At 36.9% G+C, this 17,950-nt stretch carries 19 protein-coding genes; 3 read left to right on the forward strand and 16 right to left on the reverse strand.

Features of this window, described 5'->3' with window-relative positions:
* Window positions 1-10: 10 nt before the first annotated feature.
* The 10 genes from IGJ76_RS06875 to IGJ76_RS06920 form a co-directional block, all read right to left on the reverse strand.
* The gene (locus tag IGJ76_RS06875) at window positions 11-1,909 is read right to left on the reverse strand and encodes a beta-glucoside-specific PTS transporter subunit IIABC (protein WP_430596508.1); all 1,899 of its coding nucleotides are present in this window, start codon (window positions 1,907-1,909) and stop codon (window positions 11-13) included.
* Between the two features lie 128 nt (window positions 1,910-2,037).
* Entirely contained in the window at window positions 2,038-2,886 is an 849-nt protein-coding gene (gene licT / locus IGJ76_RS06880; protein WP_067482087.1) for a BglG family transcription antiterminator LicT, read from the reverse strand.
* A 302-nt stretch (window positions 2,887-3,188) separates the two neighbouring features.
* Window positions 3,189-3,506 (reverse strand): AzlD domain-containing protein, encoded by a 318-nt coding sequence (locus tag IGJ76_RS06885; protein ID WP_067482089.1) that lies wholly within the window; start codon window positions 3,504-3,506, stop codon window positions 3,189-3,191.
* Window positions 3,499-4,278 carry an AzlC family ABC transporter permease gene (locus IGJ76_RS06890; RefSeq protein WP_067482090.1) on the reverse strand — a complete coding sequence of 260 codons (780 nt, stop codon included), beginning with the start codon at window positions 4,276-4,278 and terminating at the stop codon, window positions 3,499-3,501. Before IGJ76_RS06890 ends, IGJ76_RS06885 begins: the two co-directional genes overlap by 8 nt.
* A 140-nt stretch (window positions 4,279-4,418) precedes the next feature.
* The gene (locus IGJ76_RS06895) at window positions 4,419-5,354 is read right to left on the reverse strand and encodes a cation diffusion facilitator family transporter (RefSeq protein ID WP_067482092.1); all 936 of its coding nucleotides are present in this window, start codon (window positions 5,352-5,354) and stop codon (window positions 4,419-4,421) included.
* A gap of 44 nt (window positions 5,355-5,398) precedes the next feature.
* Window positions 5,399-5,791: a DUF4430 domain-containing protein gene (locus tag IGJ76_RS06900; protein ID WP_067482094.1), complete on the reverse strand. Its 393-nt coding sequence runs from the start codon at window positions 5,789-5,791 to the stop codon at window positions 5,399-5,401.
* On the reverse strand, window positions 5,772-6,290 hold the full coding sequence (locus tag IGJ76_RS06905) for a hypothetical protein (RefSeq protein WP_270345433.1): 519 nt from the start codon (window positions 6,288-6,290) through the stop codon (window positions 5,772-5,774). The genes IGJ76_RS06900 and IGJ76_RS06905 overlap by 20 nt, the downstream gene beginning before the upstream one ends.
* Before the next feature lie 100 nt (window positions 6,291-6,390).
* On the reverse strand, window positions 6,391-7,497 hold the full coding sequence (locus tag IGJ76_RS06910; RefSeq protein ID WP_430596509.1) for a hypothetical protein: 1,107 nt from the start codon (window positions 7,495-7,497) through the stop codon (window positions 6,391-6,393).
* The gene (locus IGJ76_RS06915; protein WP_270659976.1) at window positions 7,494-8,396 is read right to left on the reverse strand and encodes a viral A-type inclusion protein; all 903 of its coding nucleotides are present in this window, start codon (window positions 8,394-8,396) and stop codon (window positions 7,494-7,496) included. Before IGJ76_RS06915 ends, IGJ76_RS06910 begins: the two co-directional genes overlap by 4 nt.
* A gap of 232 nt (window positions 8,397-8,628) precedes the next feature.
* Complete coding sequence (locus IGJ76_RS06920; RefSeq protein WP_067482101.1) at window positions 8,629-8,820, reverse strand: hypothetical protein; 192 nt, start codon at window positions 8,818-8,820, stop codon at window positions 8,629-8,631.
* Between the two features lie 228 nt (window positions 8,821-9,048).
* Between IGJ76_RS06920 and IGJ76_RS06925 the strand changes: the two genes are divergently transcribed.
* From IGJ76_RS06925 to IGJ76_RS06935, 3 genes are all read left to right on the forward strand, one after another.
* Window positions 9,049-10,551, forward strand: a complete 1,503-nt coding sequence (locus tag IGJ76_RS06925; RefSeq protein WP_067482103.1) for a DUF1846 domain-containing protein — start codon at window positions 9,049-9,051, stop codon at window positions 10,549-10,551.
* A 224-nt stretch (window positions 10,552-10,775) separates the two neighbouring features.
* Window positions 10,776-11,957, forward strand: a complete 1,182-nt coding sequence (locus tag IGJ76_RS06930; protein ID WP_067482105.1) for a NupC/NupG family nucleoside CNT transporter — start codon at window positions 10,776-10,778, stop codon at window positions 11,955-11,957.
* Window positions 11,958-12,112: 155 nt separating this feature from the next.
* Window positions 12,113-12,673, forward strand: coding sequence for a guanylate kinase (locus tag IGJ76_RS06935; protein WP_430596510.1), 561 nt, complete (start codon window positions 12,113-12,115; stop codon window positions 12,671-12,673).
* 123 nt (window positions 12,674-12,796) lie between these two features.
* Here IGJ76_RS06935 and IGJ76_RS06940 read toward each other — a convergent pair whose 3' ends face one another.
* The 6 genes from IGJ76_RS06940 to IGJ76_RS06965 form a co-directional block, all read right to left on the reverse strand.
* Entirely contained in the window at window positions 12,797-13,306 is a 510-nt protein-coding gene (locus tag IGJ76_RS06940; RefSeq protein ID WP_067482110.1) for a GNAT family N-acetyltransferase, read from the reverse strand.
* Window positions 13,307-13,332: 26 nt separating this feature from the next.
* The gene (locus IGJ76_RS06945) at window positions 13,333-14,289 is read right to left on the reverse strand and encodes a sce7725 family protein (RefSeq protein WP_430596511.1); all 957 of its coding nucleotides are present in this window, start codon (window positions 14,287-14,289) and stop codon (window positions 13,333-13,335) included.
* A 4-nt stretch (window positions 14,290-14,293) separates the two neighbouring features.
* The gene (locus tag IGJ76_RS06950; RefSeq protein ID WP_271027218.1) at window positions 14,294-14,983 is read right to left on the reverse strand and encodes a hypothetical protein; all 690 of its coding nucleotides are present in this window, start codon (window positions 14,981-14,983) and stop codon (window positions 14,294-14,296) included.
* Window positions 14,984-15,142: 159 nt separating this feature from the next.
* The gene (locus IGJ76_RS06955; protein ID WP_075491174.1) at window positions 15,143-16,159 is read right to left on the reverse strand and encodes a C39 family peptidase; all 1,017 of its coding nucleotides are present in this window, start codon (window positions 16,157-16,159) and stop codon (window positions 15,143-15,145) included.
* Between the two features lie 280 nt (window positions 16,160-16,439).
* Complete coding sequence (locus tag IGJ76_RS06960) at window positions 16,440-17,102, reverse strand: amino acid ABC transporter permease (RefSeq protein ID WP_075491139.1); 663 nt, start codon at window positions 17,100-17,102, stop codon at window positions 16,440-16,442.
* The gene (locus IGJ76_RS06965) at window positions 17,102-17,941 is read right to left on the reverse strand and encodes a transporter substrate-binding domain-containing protein (RefSeq protein WP_067482118.1); all 840 of its coding nucleotides are present in this window, start codon (window positions 17,939-17,941) and stop codon (window positions 17,102-17,104) included. The genes IGJ76_RS06960 and IGJ76_RS06965 overlap by 1 nt, the downstream gene beginning before the upstream one ends.
* Between the last annotated feature and the right edge of the window lie 9 nt (window positions 17,942-17,950).

Genomic DNA, 17,950 nt, shown 5'->3' on the forward strand with positions numbered 1-17,950 from the left:
CATTTTTGATTTAATTAGCAAGAATAGCGGTAGAAACCAAGGTTCCTTGCTGCACTTCATTTTCATCAGTCACAATAATATCCGCGTAATCAGGCGTATTCGTCACAATGATTGGGACTTGTGTGCTATAGCCTTCTTCTTCAATCGCCTGAATATCAAAACGAACCAACTTATCTCCTTTTTTTACTGTGTCGCCTTGCTTTACAAAAACTTCAAAGTGTTTTCCTTCTAATTGAATCGTATCAATGCCAATGTGAATCAATAATTCCATGCCATCATCAGAAATGATGCCAATTGCATGATTTGTTGGGAATAAAGTCATGATTGTTCCATCAAAAGGTGCGACAACTTCACCAACAGTCGGTTCAATCACCACGCCTTTGCCCATAATTCCTTCCGCAAAAGCAGCATCTTTTGCTTGACTCAACGGCAAAATATTCCCAGTAATTGGTGAAAAGATTTCTTGTTTCGCTACTTTTTTCTTTTGTACTGTAAATGACCCTTTTGCTTCTTCTTTACTCATCGCGATGGTTGGCTCATCATCTTTAAAACCAATCACCCAAGCTAAACCAAAACCAGCAACTAATGCCACTGCATCTAAGATCATGCTATAAATCGCAAATTTAATATCGCCATCAGGAGAAATAGCACCTGTGTAACGGAAAATTCCTAATCCACCCATTTGATACGCTTGTAAGCCTAAAGCCATGGCTGTTCCACCTGTAAATGCACCAACGACACAAGAGGCCCAGAATGGTTTCTTTTTAGGTAAAGTAATCCCATAGATTGCCGGCTCTGTTACACCAAATATTCCCGAAATAAATGCTGGAACAGACAATTCTTTTAATTTGGCATTTTGTGTTTTTAACATGACAGCTAAAACTGCTCCTGTTTGAGCGAAAGAAACACTACCACTTGGCGTCAATAACGCTGTTGGTTGTCCTTGAGATAAAGCAATGATTGCAAATGGGATTAGTGCCCAATGAAGACCAAACATTACTAAAACTTGCCAAGTAAAACCTAAAATCGCACCAAAAATAATTGGGTTAAATGTTTGAATCGCAATCAAACCACTTCCCAACGCTTCCGAAGCCGCATTCATGATTGGACCAATAACGATAAACATCAATGGAACAGTAATCAATGCAGTGAAAAATGGAACTAAAAATAGCTTAACAACATCAGGAATGACTTTTCGTAGTTGTTTTTCAAGAAATGCTGCAAATGCGGTTGATGCAATAATCGGCATCACACTTGAACCATAACCAGCTGCTGGAAGTGAAAATGGAATACCAAAGAAATTCAAGCCACCACTTTCAGCAAATTGACTTGTCAGTGAACCATCAATAAATCCGGTGTACACCATACTTGCTGCAATCATCATTCCTAAAAACGGTGATCCCCCAAAACGTTTCATGGCTGTAAAGCCAATAAAAATCGGTAATAGTAAGAATAGGCCGTCACCCATCGCATTAACTACAGCATAAGTTGGCGTCGCAGCGAACTCTGGCCCTAAAGCAAATGACAAAATTGCAGCAACCCCTTTTAACATACCGGCTGCAGATAATGGCGCTAGAATTGGTTGGAAAATACTTGAAATAATGTCTACAAATTGATCGAATAAGTTTCCTTTTGGTCCTGAATCTGTTTTCTCCTCCAATAAACCTAACACTGCATCCACATCTTTACGTACATCAGGTACATGATTGCCAATAACTACTTGGTATTGGCTACCTGATTGCATAACCGTTACAACGCCATCCATGTTTTTCAACACATCTGTATTTGCTTTACTTTCGTCCTTTAACTTAAAGCGTAAACGCGTAATACAGTTCGTTAACGAATTGACGTTTTCTTTTCCACCAACTTCTTTGACAATGTCTTGTGCTAGTTGTTCATATTTTCCCATGATTTTTTCCTCCAAAATTAAGTATATTTTTTAATCCAGAGGTCTCGCCAACTAAATGTAACGATCCAATTCCTTTTGCTGGGTAAGCTAGTTTTACTCCTTTCATTTTTATTTTAAGAGAAACTCTCTTATTTCGTTTTTTCGATGATTCTTGCAATGTGAATCGTAATATACACCTGCTCATCTCTAGAAACTTGATAGCTCCAACGAGTGGCTAATAATTCAACCACTTTCTTAGTCGCCTCAAAGGCTTCAGGATACTTTTTACTGACAAGGATAAACAGTTCGTTTTCAACTAGTTCGTCTGCTGCTTCTTTTCTTTGCGCATTCAAAACTCTCTCCGCAAAAAATCGTAGATGGGTAATGAAGCGCTGAAAGTAAATATCGTTTTCAGCAAAGTTGATCTTCAATGTATATTTGATGACCGTTAGAATTTCTTCAATCATTTGTGTAAGGCTGACGGCTGACTCATTCGTGATATCCAACTCGGCATTTACGATGTGTAACGTTAAGAAACCAGATTCGTCATCGGATAGCTCGATACCCATTTTTTCATTGATAAACTGGATACCTCTTCGCGCAATTGCTAATTCTTCCGGGAAGAAGTGCTTGATGTCCCACAATAGAAAATTCTTCATTTGGATTCCTTTGCCCTCGCGTTGGATCGCCGTGTATAAATGATCCGCAAAAGAAATAAAGCTTGTTTCATTAAATTCTTTGTCCAACTTTTTCTTTGCATAATTCAAGATATCAAAAGCAACCATGATGACCTCTTCGGGAATTTCCGAAAGCATTTGTTCTACTCGTAATGACTCACTTTGATTTTTTATTTCAAACACCTTTTCAATACTATCTGAATCAACCTTAAAGCCCGGCTTTTTTTGAAATCCCAATCCATTACCCATTAAAACGATTTCTTTTCCTTCATCATTCAAGGCAACCACGACGTTGTTATTCAAAATCCTCAGAATTTTCAATTGTCTCCCCCCATCTCTTTCAGCCTCACCAACGCATAAAAAAAGACCCAAACGACACCACAAATAAATGTCGTTCAGGTTTAGCTTAACTGAATAATAACTATCCTAAAACAAAGTTACCATTTTCAGTAAGCGCTGTCAATCTGATTTTTACAGTTTTTTTCTGCGCTTTAGTACAAAAAAATGGCACATAGTTTCAGATGTTACGATTGATGAAACAATTGCTAGGCATATACTCCTCCCCTTTGGGCAACAAAAAAAGGGCTTCGACACATTGATATCCCACCCCTTAACTTCGTTATTTAAATCATTGATAATAAAAAGACAGCTGCTAAACCAGTCACTACAGATAACGCCATAGAACGTGTTTTATATGCTACACCTGCAACTAAGACCATAGCCAAAATTTTGATATTCCAAGCAAAATCTAAATGTTCGTGTGTGATAAAAACATCTTTGAATGCTAATGCAGAAAATAATGCTACTGGAACGTACTTCATCCAATCACTAAACCACGCAGGAACTTTTCTTTGTGTAAAGTAAAGCATTGGTACTACTCTGGGAATGTAAGCTGCTAGAAATAAACAAGCAACTAGTAAAATCAAATAACTTTTACTCATGGTTTTGGACCTCCTGATCTGGGAAGTTAAACAACGGCTCGTTCACTTGCTCCGCACGATGTCGTAACTTTTTCTCTTTTTCTTTTTGGAAAGCTTTTTCTAAAAGCAATCCAGCAAAAGAAGCAATGACAGTCGCTAAGATTAAGCCAAATGTATTTTGGAACAAAACCATAAATGCAACCCCTAAGACACCCGAAAAAATACCAGTCAGAATCAGCAAACCATTCTTCATCTGCATAATAAACATAAAAATAAACATTGCCGTTAACGCGAAATGAACTAAGTCAGCATCTACTCGAATCACTGAACCAAAAACATTTCCAATCACGTTGCTTCCTGCCCAAGCAGCCATAGAAAACCAATTGACGTACAGGGCTTTTTGTTTGTTCCAAGTTGGATCTGTAGAATATTTCAAGTAATTAACTGCATAGTTTTCATCATTTAGTGATTGCGAAAAGACAGCTAAAAATGGACGGCTTTCTTTCTTCATAAATACTGAAAGACTTGAGCCCAATAATGTATAACGTAATTCTAAGAAAAATACCATCAAGATGGTTGTTGCAAATGATGCGTGTGTTGCTAACATTGAGGCAACTAAGAATTGCGCACCGCCGGAAAAAACCAAAATTGATAATAGACCGGTCAATAATGGATCAAATCCAACCTTCTGTAACAGAACACCACAGGCTAATCCAACCGGGATATAGCTAAAACAAAGCGGCATCACTGCATGAAAAGACTGAAGCCATGGCGCAGTTTTCTTTCTACTCATTAAAATGTCTCCTTTGATTACAACAAATAAACAGCGGACTCATTGTAACATAATTTCAATAAATTGTAGCCGTTTTATCTAAAAACAATATTAAATTTTTCTCATTTCAGCTTCAATTTATGATTTTTTCTCATCCTTGCTTATTCACGATGGTAATTCGGGTCATACTTATCCGTTTCAATATAAATATAAATCTTTTTATCTGGTAAACTTTTCCGAATCATTCGTTCAATATCATTGACAATTGCATAAGCAAATTCTTCCTTGATATCCAGAATATCCACTTTCGCAGCAACCATAATTTCGGTTGGCCCCATGTGAACTGTTTTAATATCAATCAATCGTTCTATTTCTGGTCGATCAAATGCTTTTTTAATCAACACTAAGTCATGCGCAGTCACACTCTCACCAATAATCAGGCTGTAAAATTCTTTCGCAAGGAAAATAGCGGCACCCATCAATAAGAAACCAATCAATAGACCACTAATTGCATCAAAAGCAGCGATCCCAGTCACCATGGTTAAAATTGTTCCAGCCATAGCCAACACCAAACCAATTACTGCACAAAAGTCTTCTGTGAAAATAATCAAAATCTCACTATGGCGACTTTCACGTAAAAAGGCTAACAATGATAAATTTTCTGTATTCAGTTCTTTGATTTCTTTAAATGCAATCCGCAAAGAACTTCCTTCAATAATAATCCCAAATAACAAAATAGCTAAAATAATCATTGGATTTTCTACTTCATGCGCAGGATGAAACAACTTTTCAAAGGCCTCCATGACTCCTAACGCGCCCCCACCAAAAAAGAGCATCATGGCAACGATCGTACTAAAAAAATATTTTGCTCGACCTTCGCCAAACTGGTGAAGGTCACTTTGACCAGCTGCCGCACGTTTATTCCCAAATAATAGTAGCACTTGGTTACTACAATCCACGATACTATGGATACTTTCATTCAACATAGCGGCACTTCCACTAATCGCATAACCAATAAATTTGCTAACTGCAACTAAAATATTGGCACCTAATGCTGCTAAGACAGAAAACATGCCACTTTTCTTTAAATTTTCCACTGTTGTTCCTCTTTTCTATGGATTCAATTTTTTTGGATCCAGTCTTAAATTTTGGCTAAATTAAAGACAATCTTTTGTCCCGATTTTAGTTCGATTTCAGCAGCACCTTTAGTGGCAGATTCACCATCAATCGTAAACAACCAATACTTTTGTTTTTCCTGATTCTGTTTACGCCCTTCGATTTCAGTAATAAACCCTTTTTCTTCCTCGACTTTAAAAGTTTTTTGCAAAACTTCTAAAAGATTTTCTCCTGTTTCAAAAGTAACCTTCTGATTAGCAAAATCTTTTCCATCTTCTTGAAGAACGATTGTTGCTTCTTGCTGTTGCACACTGGAGCTTAATTGACTATCAGCTGTTTTTTCTACGTTACTGCTACACCCACTTAAAATTCCTAACCCTATGATAACTACAAACAAACTATAAATAATCTTTTTCATTTTTTCCTCCAAATTGTTTTACTAATCGCTGGATAATAGGAAAGAAAATCAAATAAAAAAGTAAATTTCCTATAGCATGCGACAAATCAAACGAAATCCCTTGTATATAATAAACCAACGGCTGTGGCAACTGATACAACACCGTATCATAAATCGCCATTAGGCCTCCATAAATAAAACCCGCTAAAAAAAAGAAAATACCTTTCAACCAATAACTTGTTCTGAAATAACTCGAGTGTCTACATAAAGTAAACAACAAGAAGATTCCTCCATAGCTAAGCCATTGGCCAATCACCCACGGGCCCATACCAAAATAAAAACTGCTAATTACTAACGACAGACTCATAACAATCAGCCCATCAATCATTCCCAAGTAAAAAACGACAAATAACAAAATTGCCGTCATAGGTTGAAAATTAGGAATAAATTGAAAAGCAACTCTACCTGCTACACAAGCAGCGCTGAGCATACTCAGCTGTGCAAGTTTTCTGGTACTCATTTTTTCTCCTCTTCACTCTTAAAAATCAACACTTGAAACTGGCACAAGCCGCGCATTTGCGGTTTGTGCCAGTTCGATTATTAACCTACAGTTCAAGTGTTCAAACTTTTCGTACCATCAACGGGATTAGAAATTCATAGTTGATAAAGAAATCAATAACTGAACGATGGTATTCACCAGAAGAAACAAACAACGCTGTCTGCTCCCCTTCTTTAGATACCGTCAGTGATTGTCCCTTATCAAGCAAGACTTCATAAGCATCTTCACCCAGTTTTTCCATATCGTATTGCGGATGATCCATCGCAACGATAAAGATATCATCTAGAACTTGTTCCGTTAATTCGAATTCACTTTGCAAATTCAAACGTAAGACTTTTGTATTATCTAAAAGTGTTTCGTTGACAGTAAAGCCAAGTTGTCGAGCATGCTCCAATAACTGATTCAATTTGTGATTAAAAATCGTCATTTGTCCAACTGAAAAAACACGTTCAACTGACCAATAACGAATAAGCGCTAAAACTTGGTCATCCTTCACGTCGATTGTCATTGTTTCTGGAGAAATTTTTAAAAGGTTGATTGCATCCACCTGATAACGTTCATCAATCGTTGGCAACGCAAAAGAGAAAATCAAGTTTGCTGAATCATCCAACGCGTAATTAATTGAAAAATGACGTGTTTCCCAAGTATCATAGGTCGTTCCTGACAATTCTAGCCCAATATCATTTAAAGGTTTTAACAATTCATAGGCAAAGTATTCAACCAAGCTCGTCTTAGCAATCGGCGAAATTGGTTCACCGGCTAAAATATATTGCTGATACGCACCCAGCAACTCAGAAAAGCCAGATTCAATAAAAGCTTTACGCATTCTTAAATCAGCAAGCTGTGTTTCAGCCTCATGAATCATTTGAACAATTTCTTGGTGGTCTTGTTCTTTTCCACTCAGGTAAGACTGGTTATCAGCTAACTCTTGTTCTTTTTTTGCAAGCGTTGTATCTGCTGTCATTTGAGGAACGATTTTTTCTTTTTCATGAATCTTTGTTCCTTCAGTTGCACTTTCTAATTCCACATCATCATCTGATTCTGTCAAAAGTTCAGCGGTTGTTTCATCTGTTATTACTTCTTCCATAGGAACAACTGTTGTTTCTTCGTTCTCGATTTCTGAAGGTTCAACTACCTTTTCTGCTTCCTCTTTTTCGTACTCGCTCATTCTTCCAAACCTCCTTCATCAAGGATTGCCGCTTCCGGGTTTTCACTACCAAGATAGCTCATTAAAAACTGATGGATAGCTGGTCCAAAGTTTTCCCTTCCACCAAAGTAACGCGCAATTTGGCGTTGTTCTTTTTGAACGATTGCCGCTTTTAGTTGATCTGCTTTTGCTTGTCGCATCATGGCTTCTTTTTGTTTTTGAATTTTAGCTGGTTCATCAATATAAGGTAACCAACCTAGCTTTTCATTTTCATAAACTTGTTTTTCTTTTGCCAATGCTTCAATTTCTTCATCAATTTTTTTTCGGTTTAAGAACCCCTTTGACTCTTCTAAAGCAGCAATTTTTTTGTTATATGTTCCGATTTCTTCATCAAGACGTTCAATTTCCGTTTGCGCAGTAATTACTTTTGCATCTAACTCATTTAATTCATGGCTGTAATCTACCACTTCCCCTTGTGAGTATTGCTCCCACTCGGCATCAATTTGTGGTAAAACAAAAATTTCCGGCAAACTGGCATCAATCGCAATCGTTGGGCGCTCATGATAGTACGTCCCAATTTTGTAATAACTTAAAGTAGGTGACATTTCATCTACCAGTTCCATAAAAGGAAATTGTTGTAAGAATCGATCTTGGATTTTTCGCATAAGTAATTGGTCAATTTCATGGTTCTCATTTGAGCTTCGTTTTAGCTCATCATTTAAATGACTATTATATAGTCGATAAATTTCAGGAATGTTTTCTTCACGTACTGCTTGTTCAAATGCTTGTAAATCTCCCAGCAATTGAGATAAGTTTGTACTTGCTTTTTGTTTAATATCATCAAAAGATGACTCATCAGTATGTTTATCCATATCTACCGTTTCAGGTTCATGGTGTTCTTCTGTAATAGAATCTTTCATATTTTTACCTCCTTGCATTCATTTGATAACTTAATAGTACCATTTTCTTCAAAAAATTGTTACAAAATCGGGCACGACAGAAACGAATCACTCGTTCATTTAGCAAAAACGTAAAAAAACAAAAAAACTGTGACAAAAGTCAAGAGACCCATGTCACAGCTCTAAACAGAGTGAGAGAAATGCACACTTGCAACAACTCTTCCTATTCTGCTTTCATCAATCAAGGATTGTTTTATTTGTTAGGCAGTTCGCGGGTCGTGAAATGAATGCGTTGTTGCTCATCGCGAGTCAGTAAGGTTTCTTCATTTAAGTATGAAAGTCTAAGCTCACCTAATTCAGGATTTTCCAGCATTTTTTCATAACCAGTAAAAATCGAACGGATATAATTCTTATAAGCGTTTTTCTTCTTTTGTCTTTTTTTCATAGGACACCTTCCTTATCAAAAATATCATACCAATGAATAGCTACATAGACAAGATAGAATCGAAAAATTGAGTGAAACATTTATTATTTTTTGTAATAACCGATTGCTTTTAGTGGAAATCACTACATAATCAAAACAAACAACATTCTTTTCTTCGAATTTTCTCACGAAGGTTGACGAATCCGTCAAAAAATGAAAAAATGCTTTAGTACTTAAGGAGGGAATCTAGTGAAAAAAATCGGTTTTGACTCAGAAAAATATATTGAAGAACAATCTACTTATATTTTGGAACGAGTAAATCACTATGACAAATTATATTTAGAATTTGGTGGGAAATTAGTTGACGACAAGCATGCAAAACGTGTATTACCTGGTTTTGAAGAGGATGCTAAAATCAAATTGCTACAAAAATTGAAAGATCAAGCAGAAATTTTGATTTGTGTCTATGCTGGCGACATTGAACGTAATAAAATCCGTGGCGATTACGGAATCACTTATGATATGGATATCTTACGTTTGATTGACGAGCTACGTGGCTATGGTCTAATGATCAACAGTGTCGTTATCACTCGCTACAATGGTCAACCAGCAACGAAAGTTTTCATCAATAAACTTGAACGTCGTGACATTAAAGTCTACACGCATTCAGAAATTGAAGATTACCCTGTTAACGTGGATAAGATTGTTTCTGAAGATGGATTTGGCAAGAATGCTTATATTGAAACGACAAAACCAATCGTTGTTGTAACAGCACCTGGTCCCGGTAGCGGAAAATTAGCGACTTGTTTGAACCAACTTTATCATGAAAGTCAACAAGGACATGCCGCTGGTTATTCAAAATTTGAAACTTTCCCAGTTTGGAATGTACCGCTAAAACATCCGTTGAACATTGCTTATGAAGCTGCGACTGTTGACTTAAAAGATGTCAATATGATCGATTCCTTCCATTTCGATGCTTACAATAAAGTAGCCGTAAACTATAATCGTGATGTTGAAACCTTCCCTGTCATCAAACGTATTATTGAAAAAATCACAGGTAAAGAATCTGTTTACTTGTCACCTACTGATATGGGTGTGAATCGTGTTGGTTTTGGTATCACGGATGATGAAGTTGTTCAAGAAGCATCTAAACAAGAAATCATTCGTCGCTATTTCCAAACAAAATGTGACTTTAAAAAAGGGCAAATTGACGAAGAAGCAGTCAACCGCATCAAATTAATCATGGAAGAAGTTGGTTTACGACCCGAAGACCGTAAAGTAGTTACTCCAGCTCATGATTATGCTAAGACAATTCAAAACCCTTCAAAAGATCCAACTGCTGTCATTGCAATTGAACTTCCAGATAATGTCATTATTACTGGACGTACGGGTCAATTGATGGATGCTTCCTCAGCTGTCATTTTGAATGCCGTGAAGCATCTTGCTCATATCGCTGATGATATTCCTTTACTTTCACCATTGATTTTAGAAACAATCCAAGGAATGAAATCACAAGCTTTGCATTCTTCAATTGATAAATTAACGATCAACGAAGTCTTGATTGCTTTATCCATTAGCGCAGTAACGAATCCAATTGCCCAAGTTGCTTATGAAAAACTCGGTGAATTAGATGGTGCCCAAGCGCATTCAACTGTTATGATGAATAAAAATGATGAACAAACATTGAAGCAACTAGGAATCGATTTAACCTGTGCTCCAGTTTATCCATCTGAAAACCTGTATTATCAATAATCAAGTTTTGAACGAAACTTGTCAAAACCATATTGAACTTTCTTGTTCGATATGGTTTTTTTATGCTCGAAAACACTCATCATTTTAAAACTTTTTTTTAGAATCAAATGGTTTTTATGTTGTATCCGCTTCACTCTAAAAAAACAATGAAAGTTTAATTGAAAGGTTAGTATTTCGTTATGAAAACAGGTAAAATTAGACGGAATTTTGTTAGGAGTGATTTTTTGAGTTATTTGTTAGGAATTATCGGTTTAATACTAGTTTTAGCAGTTGCTTTTTTCATTAGCAGTAATAAAAAAGCAATCAAATGGAAGCCACTACTTGTTATGTTTGTGCTTCAATTAGTTTTTGGTTTTGTGCTTTTGCGAACCTCTGCAGGTCATGCAGTTGTTTCTGTTTCAGCTAAATTGTTCGACCATTTACTAGCCTTTGCAGGCGAAGGCGTCAACTTTGTTTTTGCTGGTGTCGCAAATAAAGGAAGCTTCCCTTTCTTCTTAAATGTTTTGATGCCAATCGTCTTTATTTCAGCAATTATTGGGATTTTACGTTATATCAAAATCTTGCCTTTATTTATGAAAGCAGTTGGTCTTGGTTTAAGCAAAATCAATGGTATGGGGAAATTGGAATCATATAACGGGGTTGCCTCTGCTATTTTAGGACAATCAGAAGTGTTTATTTCCATAAAAAAAGAACTACCTTTTCTGTCTGAAAAACGTTTGTTCACAATGAGCGTTTCCGCGATGTCAACAGTTTCAATGTCAATCGTCGGTTCTTATATGGCGTTGATTGATTCTAAATATGTGATTACTGCACTTGTTTTAAATTTACTTGGTGGTTTCATTATGGCTTCGATCGTCAATCCTTATGAACTCGATCAAAAAGAAGACGAGTTGATTATTGAAGAAGACAAAAATCAAACATTTTTCCAAATGCTTGGTGAATATATTTTAGATGGATTTCATGTTGCAGTGACTGTTGCAGCGATGCTGATTGGTTTTGTTGCATTGATTGCAATGATCAATGCCATTTTCAACGGGTTATTTGGCATTACTTTCCAAGAAATCCTTGGATACATCTTTGCCCCACTTGCTTTTATCAGTGGTATTCCTTGGAATGAAGCAGTTGATGCTGGGAGTATCATGGCAACCAAATTAGTTACCAATGAGTTTGTCGCGATGACTGAACTTTCAACTGGAAACTTCCATTTCACAGAAAGAACGACAGCCATCTTATCTGTTTTCTTAGTTTCATTTGCAAACTTCTCTTCTATCGGAATTATTTCTGGTGCAATGAAAGGATTGAATGAAGAAAAAGGAAATTTGGTCGCAAAACATGGCTTGAAAATCTTGCTGACTGCAACCTTAGTCAGCTTCCTTAGCGCTATCGTTACAGGTTTATTAGTTTAAATTAGCCAAACACAAGAGGTTAAAACCATTCTGTTTAGCTCATCATGCAATTAGATTAACTAAAAAGAAAGAGACTGAGAGAAAACTTTCCCCAGTCTCTTCTTTTCATTTTAAGCGTCATTGGGTTATATTATTAACTAATAAGGAGGTACACTATGACCCATTGTTATGTAATTATTGGTCCATCAGGTTCAGGGAAAACTTCGTTAGCTGCTTCCGTTTTTCGTCCAGATCAAAAAATCATCACATACACTAGTCGCTCAAAGCGTCCTAGTGAACAGAACGAAAAAGATTACTACTTTATCTCTAAAAAAAGATTTCAAGAAATGATTTCAGATGGTGCATTTGCTGAATGGGACGAATACGCAGGAAATTACTATGGCTCTAGTAAACTAGAGATCGAAAATCGACTAAAAAAAGCTGATTGTTACGCTGTACTAACAGCCTCTGGTTTTTGGCGACTTCATGAAATTTTTGGAGAGCGCATTCGCCCCATCTTCATCTCGATTTCAAAAGAAACTTTGCAAAAACGTTTAGAAGATCGAGGGGATTCTCAAGCTGAGCGTTCAAAACGACTAGCGCTTTTTGAACGTGACCAAGAAGAACTACAGCGCCTAACCAGTATTCCCACCCTTGCAATTATTTCAAATGACACAACTTTCGAGTCAGCCCAGCAGCAACTCGTAAAAGTTTTACAGGAAAACACTTCAAGATAAATGTTTCCAATTATACTTTGGTTATTTGCTAAACAAAAAGAAATCAGATTGTGTGTCTGATTTCTTTTTGCTTGTATTCAAAGTAGAAAATACGATTTACTTTTATTCACCAATGATTTCCTACTAAATCACCAACTGATAAGCCAGTCTTTCCCCATGTTCAAATGGAAATTCAATCATTCCTCGATAATTGAAGCCTGCTGCTAAAATTGTTTTTTTCATTGGTTCATTGGTCGGATACGTGTCAATTCGGATATCTTTGACTCCTTGGATTGCCGCAATTGTTACTAAATGTTTCAGTAAATTTTTTCCCAAGCCTTTTCCTCGAACTGTTGGATCAATTGCAACTCGATGAATCGATAAATAACTTGATGTGACTTCTTCCCACGAACCATCAATAGCTGTATAAACAGGATCAACACCTGAAACTAAAGCTGCTGTGCCAACGATCTGTTCCTCATCAATCAAAACAAAGCTTTCCTCTTTTTCACTATCCATTAAAATGATTTCTTTGGTTGGGCCTTGCCCATTTTGCCATTGTGGCAATCCTTGTGTTGCTAAAAATTGCGTTGCCGCCTGAATGATTTCCATCACTTTTTCGATGTCTTCAGGTCTTGTTTTTCTAAGGTACATCTTCATTGCCTCCTGTAGGTTCCCTTTTACTGGTCTAGTTCTTGTAAGCGATTGGTCTGTGTCACTTCTTTCAGCCAGTTTGTTGGATGCTCCACCAACTGACTCATTAGCTCTAAGTGATGCAGTAAGGACCATTTTTTTAATACACCTAAGCCCGGAAATTTTTGCTTTTTTTCTAATAACAAAAGCTCGATCATTCCTGAAGTAATCAGCAGTTGGTCTTGATTGCGCCAAACCCAATTTTTCATTTTTGCCGCTGCTTCGAAGAATTTGACTGCTTGATCTTTTGCAGACTCATTACTATCAGAAATGAAATGTTTCACCCGGATATTTCCGTAAGCATCAACGTAGGTTAAATGAATGCCTAACGCACGACTAGGATACCCTTTATCAAAATAACGACTACCTTCAATCGTAAAATCAGCAAAACCAACATAGCCGTCTTCTCGATGAAATAAGTAATCGTCACTAAAAAAATCATCTGGCTTTTCAGCATAGTTTTCGACATATTTTTTTGTTTGAAACGAATCCCGTAAAATGATTTTGTTTTCTGGTAGCCAAATTCGCAAGCGACTCTTATCAGGAATAACGAATTTTGTTTCATTATTTGCCAATTTTTTCCAGCTTGCTGATTCTCTTAAATAGTACTGTCCATCAAAAATCAGCCATTCAGGAGGATTGTTCACAATCTCTTGGAAATTTTGTGGTGTCAAAATCAGCCCATGCCGAATGGAACTCTTCTGCGTTTCAGTCCACGGGTATAGATGTTCTTGAAATAATTTAAATTGACCTACCTGTGGATTATCAATCACGATTAACGGTTGTTTTTTCTTCTGGAAAAGTTCAACAACATTTTTTAGTGTCGCAGAATCTCGTACTGGTTCAATGATTGGCTGAACTTTAGTTGATAAAACATTACGATTAATCGCTTCTTTTAAGGCTAACAAATCAAATTGTTTTCCACGTAAATAAGGATAATACATAAGATCACTCCAATGGCTCAGTTGGTAAACGCCGAATTTGTTGTTGGCGGCGTAGGTATTCATAATCTTGTTGCAAGGCAAGAACCTCTTCTTGTAATTCTTCTACCGCTTGATTATTTAAATCTTCCATGAAACGTTCATAATAACGTTCAGTCGAAAATGGACTTTGTTCATCTGAACGTCTTTTTAATTCTTTATATAATTGTTCAGTCGGAAAATATCTAACCCCTCGTTCCATTTGTTTCGCTTTTCGAACTTCTCTAAATAGTGAAGCCATAAAACGGTTGGTCAATGCTGTTTCCGGTACTGACAGTTCTTTTTTCGTTGCTTTTTTGGCAATTGCAAACGTTCCTGGTGCAGGCATTTCTTCTGCCGAGACATAAGGTCGGTAAACAAAAACACCAATTTCAGCCGGAATCTCTGACTGAACAATTTCGTAGAGTTCCTGAGGCAACACAAAATAATTATAGTGTCCAACAAATGAGAGCTTCGCCGCTGAACGAAAGTCTGCTTTTGTTACTTTTAATTCATAACAACGCCATTCACGCGTTCCATCTGCTTTTGTTAGACAACATAACGTATCCACAATTCCTTGTTCTTCTGGCATCGTCACCTCTTCTACCACGATCCCACCTTGTTCAAGACAATAGTAGTAAAGTGATTCCTCCATATCAATTGTTAAGGATGTTTTCATCTTCTCGCCTCCGACACGAACGTATTTTCGCCTAATCATCTTGTTTATTTTACACAACGATAATCAAAAAGGCTAGTTATTTCTCTACTTAACAGTAAATCAAAAAAGGAGTGCAACAGCTAGTGCCACACTCCAACGAACTTTTCTCAACATATTTGATTAACGAACTGCTACTGCCATACCAGTTACATTAAACGCATTCTCATAAGTACTCGCATTGATCCATTTTGCACCAAAGACAGGATCGACAACATGATATGCACCATTTTTGAACCCATCGACTAATACCACATGTCCATTCCAAACGGCGCGTCCCCAAGGCATTTGTTTGAATTGCGGCGAAGCATAATTATACGTGATCCAAGTAACAACTGGATTTCCTTTACGAATCTCATTCTTAATTCCAGCCGTTCCTTTTCCGGAAATATTTGCTGTATTTCCACCTACTTTTTTCGCCCATTGGACGACCGGATCAGCCATCATTCCTTGATAAGTACCAGAAACATTATGACGCCATTCACCAGAATATCCATGATATGGATTATTATCATTTGTACGTGGCATCGAGTTAACGAAAGTCAATAAGTCTTGATTCGTAACTCCTTTATAACGTAACCCTTGTAGTAATGAAGCACCTTCACACAACATCGTATTTCCTTGCCAAACAACTGGCACATTCAATAGTTTTTCTTCGCTTGGGGCTGGGGCTGGTGCGCTATTCGGCATTGCATACCAGCCAACACCTTCGATTTTCCACCCTTGTTTGCTGATGATATTTTTCTCATTGTTGTCTAGCGTATAATGATGCCAATTCACTTTTTTACTATATAAGCGTGTAACTGGTACACCATTAGCACCACTGTAAGAATAAAAAGCGATCCCTTCATAGGTCCAGCCAGTATGGGAAATCTTATCTCTTTCTCCTGCATCGATCGTATAAAAATGTTCACCATTATAGCGATTGTATAAACGATATACGGGCGATCCACTGGTTGGGGCTTGCCATGCCACACCTTCGTAATTCCAACCAACACGTTTCAAATTATCTCTTTCCCCCGTACTACGTGTGTATAAATGCTCACCACTATATTTGTTGAAAAGGCGATACATTGGAATGCTTCCTTCACTAGTTGTTGCTATTTCTTCTGCTTGTGCATGTTCTGTCTGTATACCAATTGCTAAAAATAAGCCAAGCCCTAACAAAGCTAATCTTCTTTTCTTCACGTTTATCCCCCAGTTCATTCAATTATTTGCACAAAAATTGTAGCACGAAACACATCATGACAAAAACTTATTCGAAAAAGACTCTTTTTTTCTCATTCTTGCAGGAAGATTGTGCGAAAAATAACTTCTTCTCAAGAAAATTATCTAACAGGAAGAATGAAATAGCAATTTTTTATAAAAAAAGAAGCTAGGATCATTTTCTATCCCAACTTCAGTTATTATTTATTCATGTTCATTGGATCAAACGATTGGCATAATGCTTTTCTAATAGTTGTTGGACTTTCTCAATTCCAATACAAATCAGCCAATAAACCAAAGCGACTAAAATATACAACGAAAAATAGTCAAATGTCCGCCCACCAATGATTTTTGCTTTTTGAAAAATTTCTGGAACGGTAATCGTTGCTGCCAAAGAAGTCCCTTTCACCAAATCCATCGCTACGTTACTTAGTGCAGGAATCGAGATGCGAAAAGCTTGCGGCAACACAATATAACGCAAAACACCCAAAAAAGAAAAACCACCAGCCAAGCCAGCATCCCATTGTCCTTGAGGCACACCAGCTAACGATCCACGATAAATCTCACCGAGAAAAGCACTACTTGTAATCGTAAAACAAATAATCGATGCTGTCACGGCACTCAGTTGATACGGTAAGCCGAAATACAGTAAAAAAAGTAATACTAATGCAGGAACTCCCCGAAAAAAAGAGAGATAAAACCGGACGAACCAACGAATAGGTCGCCAGCGAACTAACCCAAGTATTGTTAATAAAATCCCAATAACATTGCCTAATAAGAAAGAAAGGACCCCGATTCCTAACGTATAAGTCAGCCCTTGTAAAACAAAGGGGATGGACTGCCACATTAGAAGAAAATCAATTGCGGGAAAATACATTATTCACTCACCGTCTCAGCAATTTCTTCTTTTGGTTTCACTGAAACATCGGTTTGGAAATAACCTTCAGAAATTGTTTTCAATGTCCCGTCTTCTTTCATTTGCTTAAGTGTTTCGTTCACTTTTCCTTCTAAAGCATCATGCCCTTTTTTAAACAAAAAGCCACTACTATTTGCATTGAAATAAACGTTTTCTAAAATTTTAACTGGAATATCTGGTAACGCAGCTACAGACATCTTTTGTAAGTAATAATCATTTAAGATCACATCTGTTCGTCCATTAGCAACATCTGTTAGATATTGATCATTCGTCGCGTTATCATAAGTAACTAATTCTGCACCATATTTTTCTGCTAATTTCATATAACTTGTGTTAGGTTCACCGGCAGCTTTCTTTCCTTTCAAATCTTCTAAAGAAGCAATCCCAGAATTATCTTTTTGACGCACGATCATACTATCAAAAGAATATTTAATTGGATCAGATAAAGAGAATTTTTTCTCCCGTTCTTTTGTAATCCCAAAATCATTTGCTGCAAAGTCAACTGCTTGCTTAGATACAGCAGTAATTTGGCCATCAACATTGTACTCTTTAAACGAGATATCAACACCCAAACGCTTCGCTACTTCTTTTGCTACGTCAACATCATAACCAACTAATTGATTATCATCGTTATAATAAGATGCTGGGAACAGTGTTCCTGAAGTCGCAACAACCATTTCTTTCTTATCTTCCACTTGCTTTAAACTATTATCTTCTGACGTTTTAGAACTTCCTTGGCCGCAAGCTGCTAAGGCGAATAAACCACTGACTAAAATAATTGCAAAAACTGACTTTTTCATTTTTTCCTC

This window comes from Enterococcus sp. DIV0175 (assembly GCF_050529075.1).
Taxonomy (GTDB): Bacteria; Bacillota; Bacilli; order Lactobacillales; family Enterococcaceae; genus Enterococcus_B; species Enterococcus_B thailandicus.

Coding starts and splice junctions, on each gene's coding strand:
- IGJ76_RS06875 (WP_430596508.1), bottom strand. CDS start 1,909: ATGGGAAAATATGAACAACTAGCACAAGACATTGTCAAAGAAGTTGGT.
- IGJ76_RS06885 (WP_067482089.1), bottom strand. CDS start 3,506: ATGAGTAAAAGTTATTTGATTTTACTAGTTGCTTGTTTATTTCTAGCA.
- IGJ76_RS06890 (WP_067482090.1), bottom strand. CDS start 4,278: ATGAGTAGAAAGAAAACTGCGCCATGGCTTCAGTCTTTTCATGCAGTG.
- IGJ76_RS06900 (WP_067482094.1), bottom strand. CDS start 5,791: ATGAAAAAGATTATTTATAGTTTGTTTGTAGTTATCATAGGGTTAGGA.
- IGJ76_RS06905 (WP_270345433.1), bottom strand. CDS start 6,290: ATGAGTACCAGAAAACTTGCACAGCTGAGTATGCTCAGCGCTGCTTGT.
- IGJ76_RS06910 (WP_430596509.1), bottom strand. CDS start 7,497: ATGAGCGAGTACGAAAAAGAGGAAGCAGAAAAGGTAGTTGAACCTTCA.
- IGJ76_RS06915 (WP_270659976.1), bottom strand. CDS start 8,396: ATGAAAGATTCTATTACAGAAGAACACCATGAACCTGAAACGGTAGAT.
- IGJ76_RS06920 (WP_067482101.1), bottom strand. CDS start 8,820: ATGAAAAAAAGACAAAAGAAGAAAAACGCTTATAAGAATTATATCCGT.
- IGJ76_RS06935 (WP_430596510.1), top strand. CDS start 12,113: ATGACCCATTGTTATGTAATTATTGGTCCATCAGGTTCAGGGAAAACT.
- IGJ76_RS06940 (WP_067482110.1), bottom strand. CDS start 13,306: ATGTACCTTAGAAAAACAAGACCTGAAGACATCGAAAAAGTGATGGAA.
- IGJ76_RS06945 (WP_430596511.1), bottom strand. CDS start 14,289: ATGTATTATCCTTATTTACGTGGAAAACAATTTGATTTGTTAGCCTTA.
- IGJ76_RS06950 (WP_271027218.1), bottom strand. CDS start 14,983: ATGAAAACATCCTTAACAATTGATATGGAGGAATCACTTTACTACTAT.
- IGJ76_RS06960 (WP_075491139.1), bottom strand. CDS start 17,102: ATGTATTTTCCCGCAATTGATTTTCTTCTAATGTGGCAGTCCATCCCC.
- IGJ76_RS06965 (WP_067482118.1), bottom strand. CDS start 17,941: ATGAAAAAGTCAGTTTTTGCAATTATTTTAGTCAGTGGTTTATTCGCC.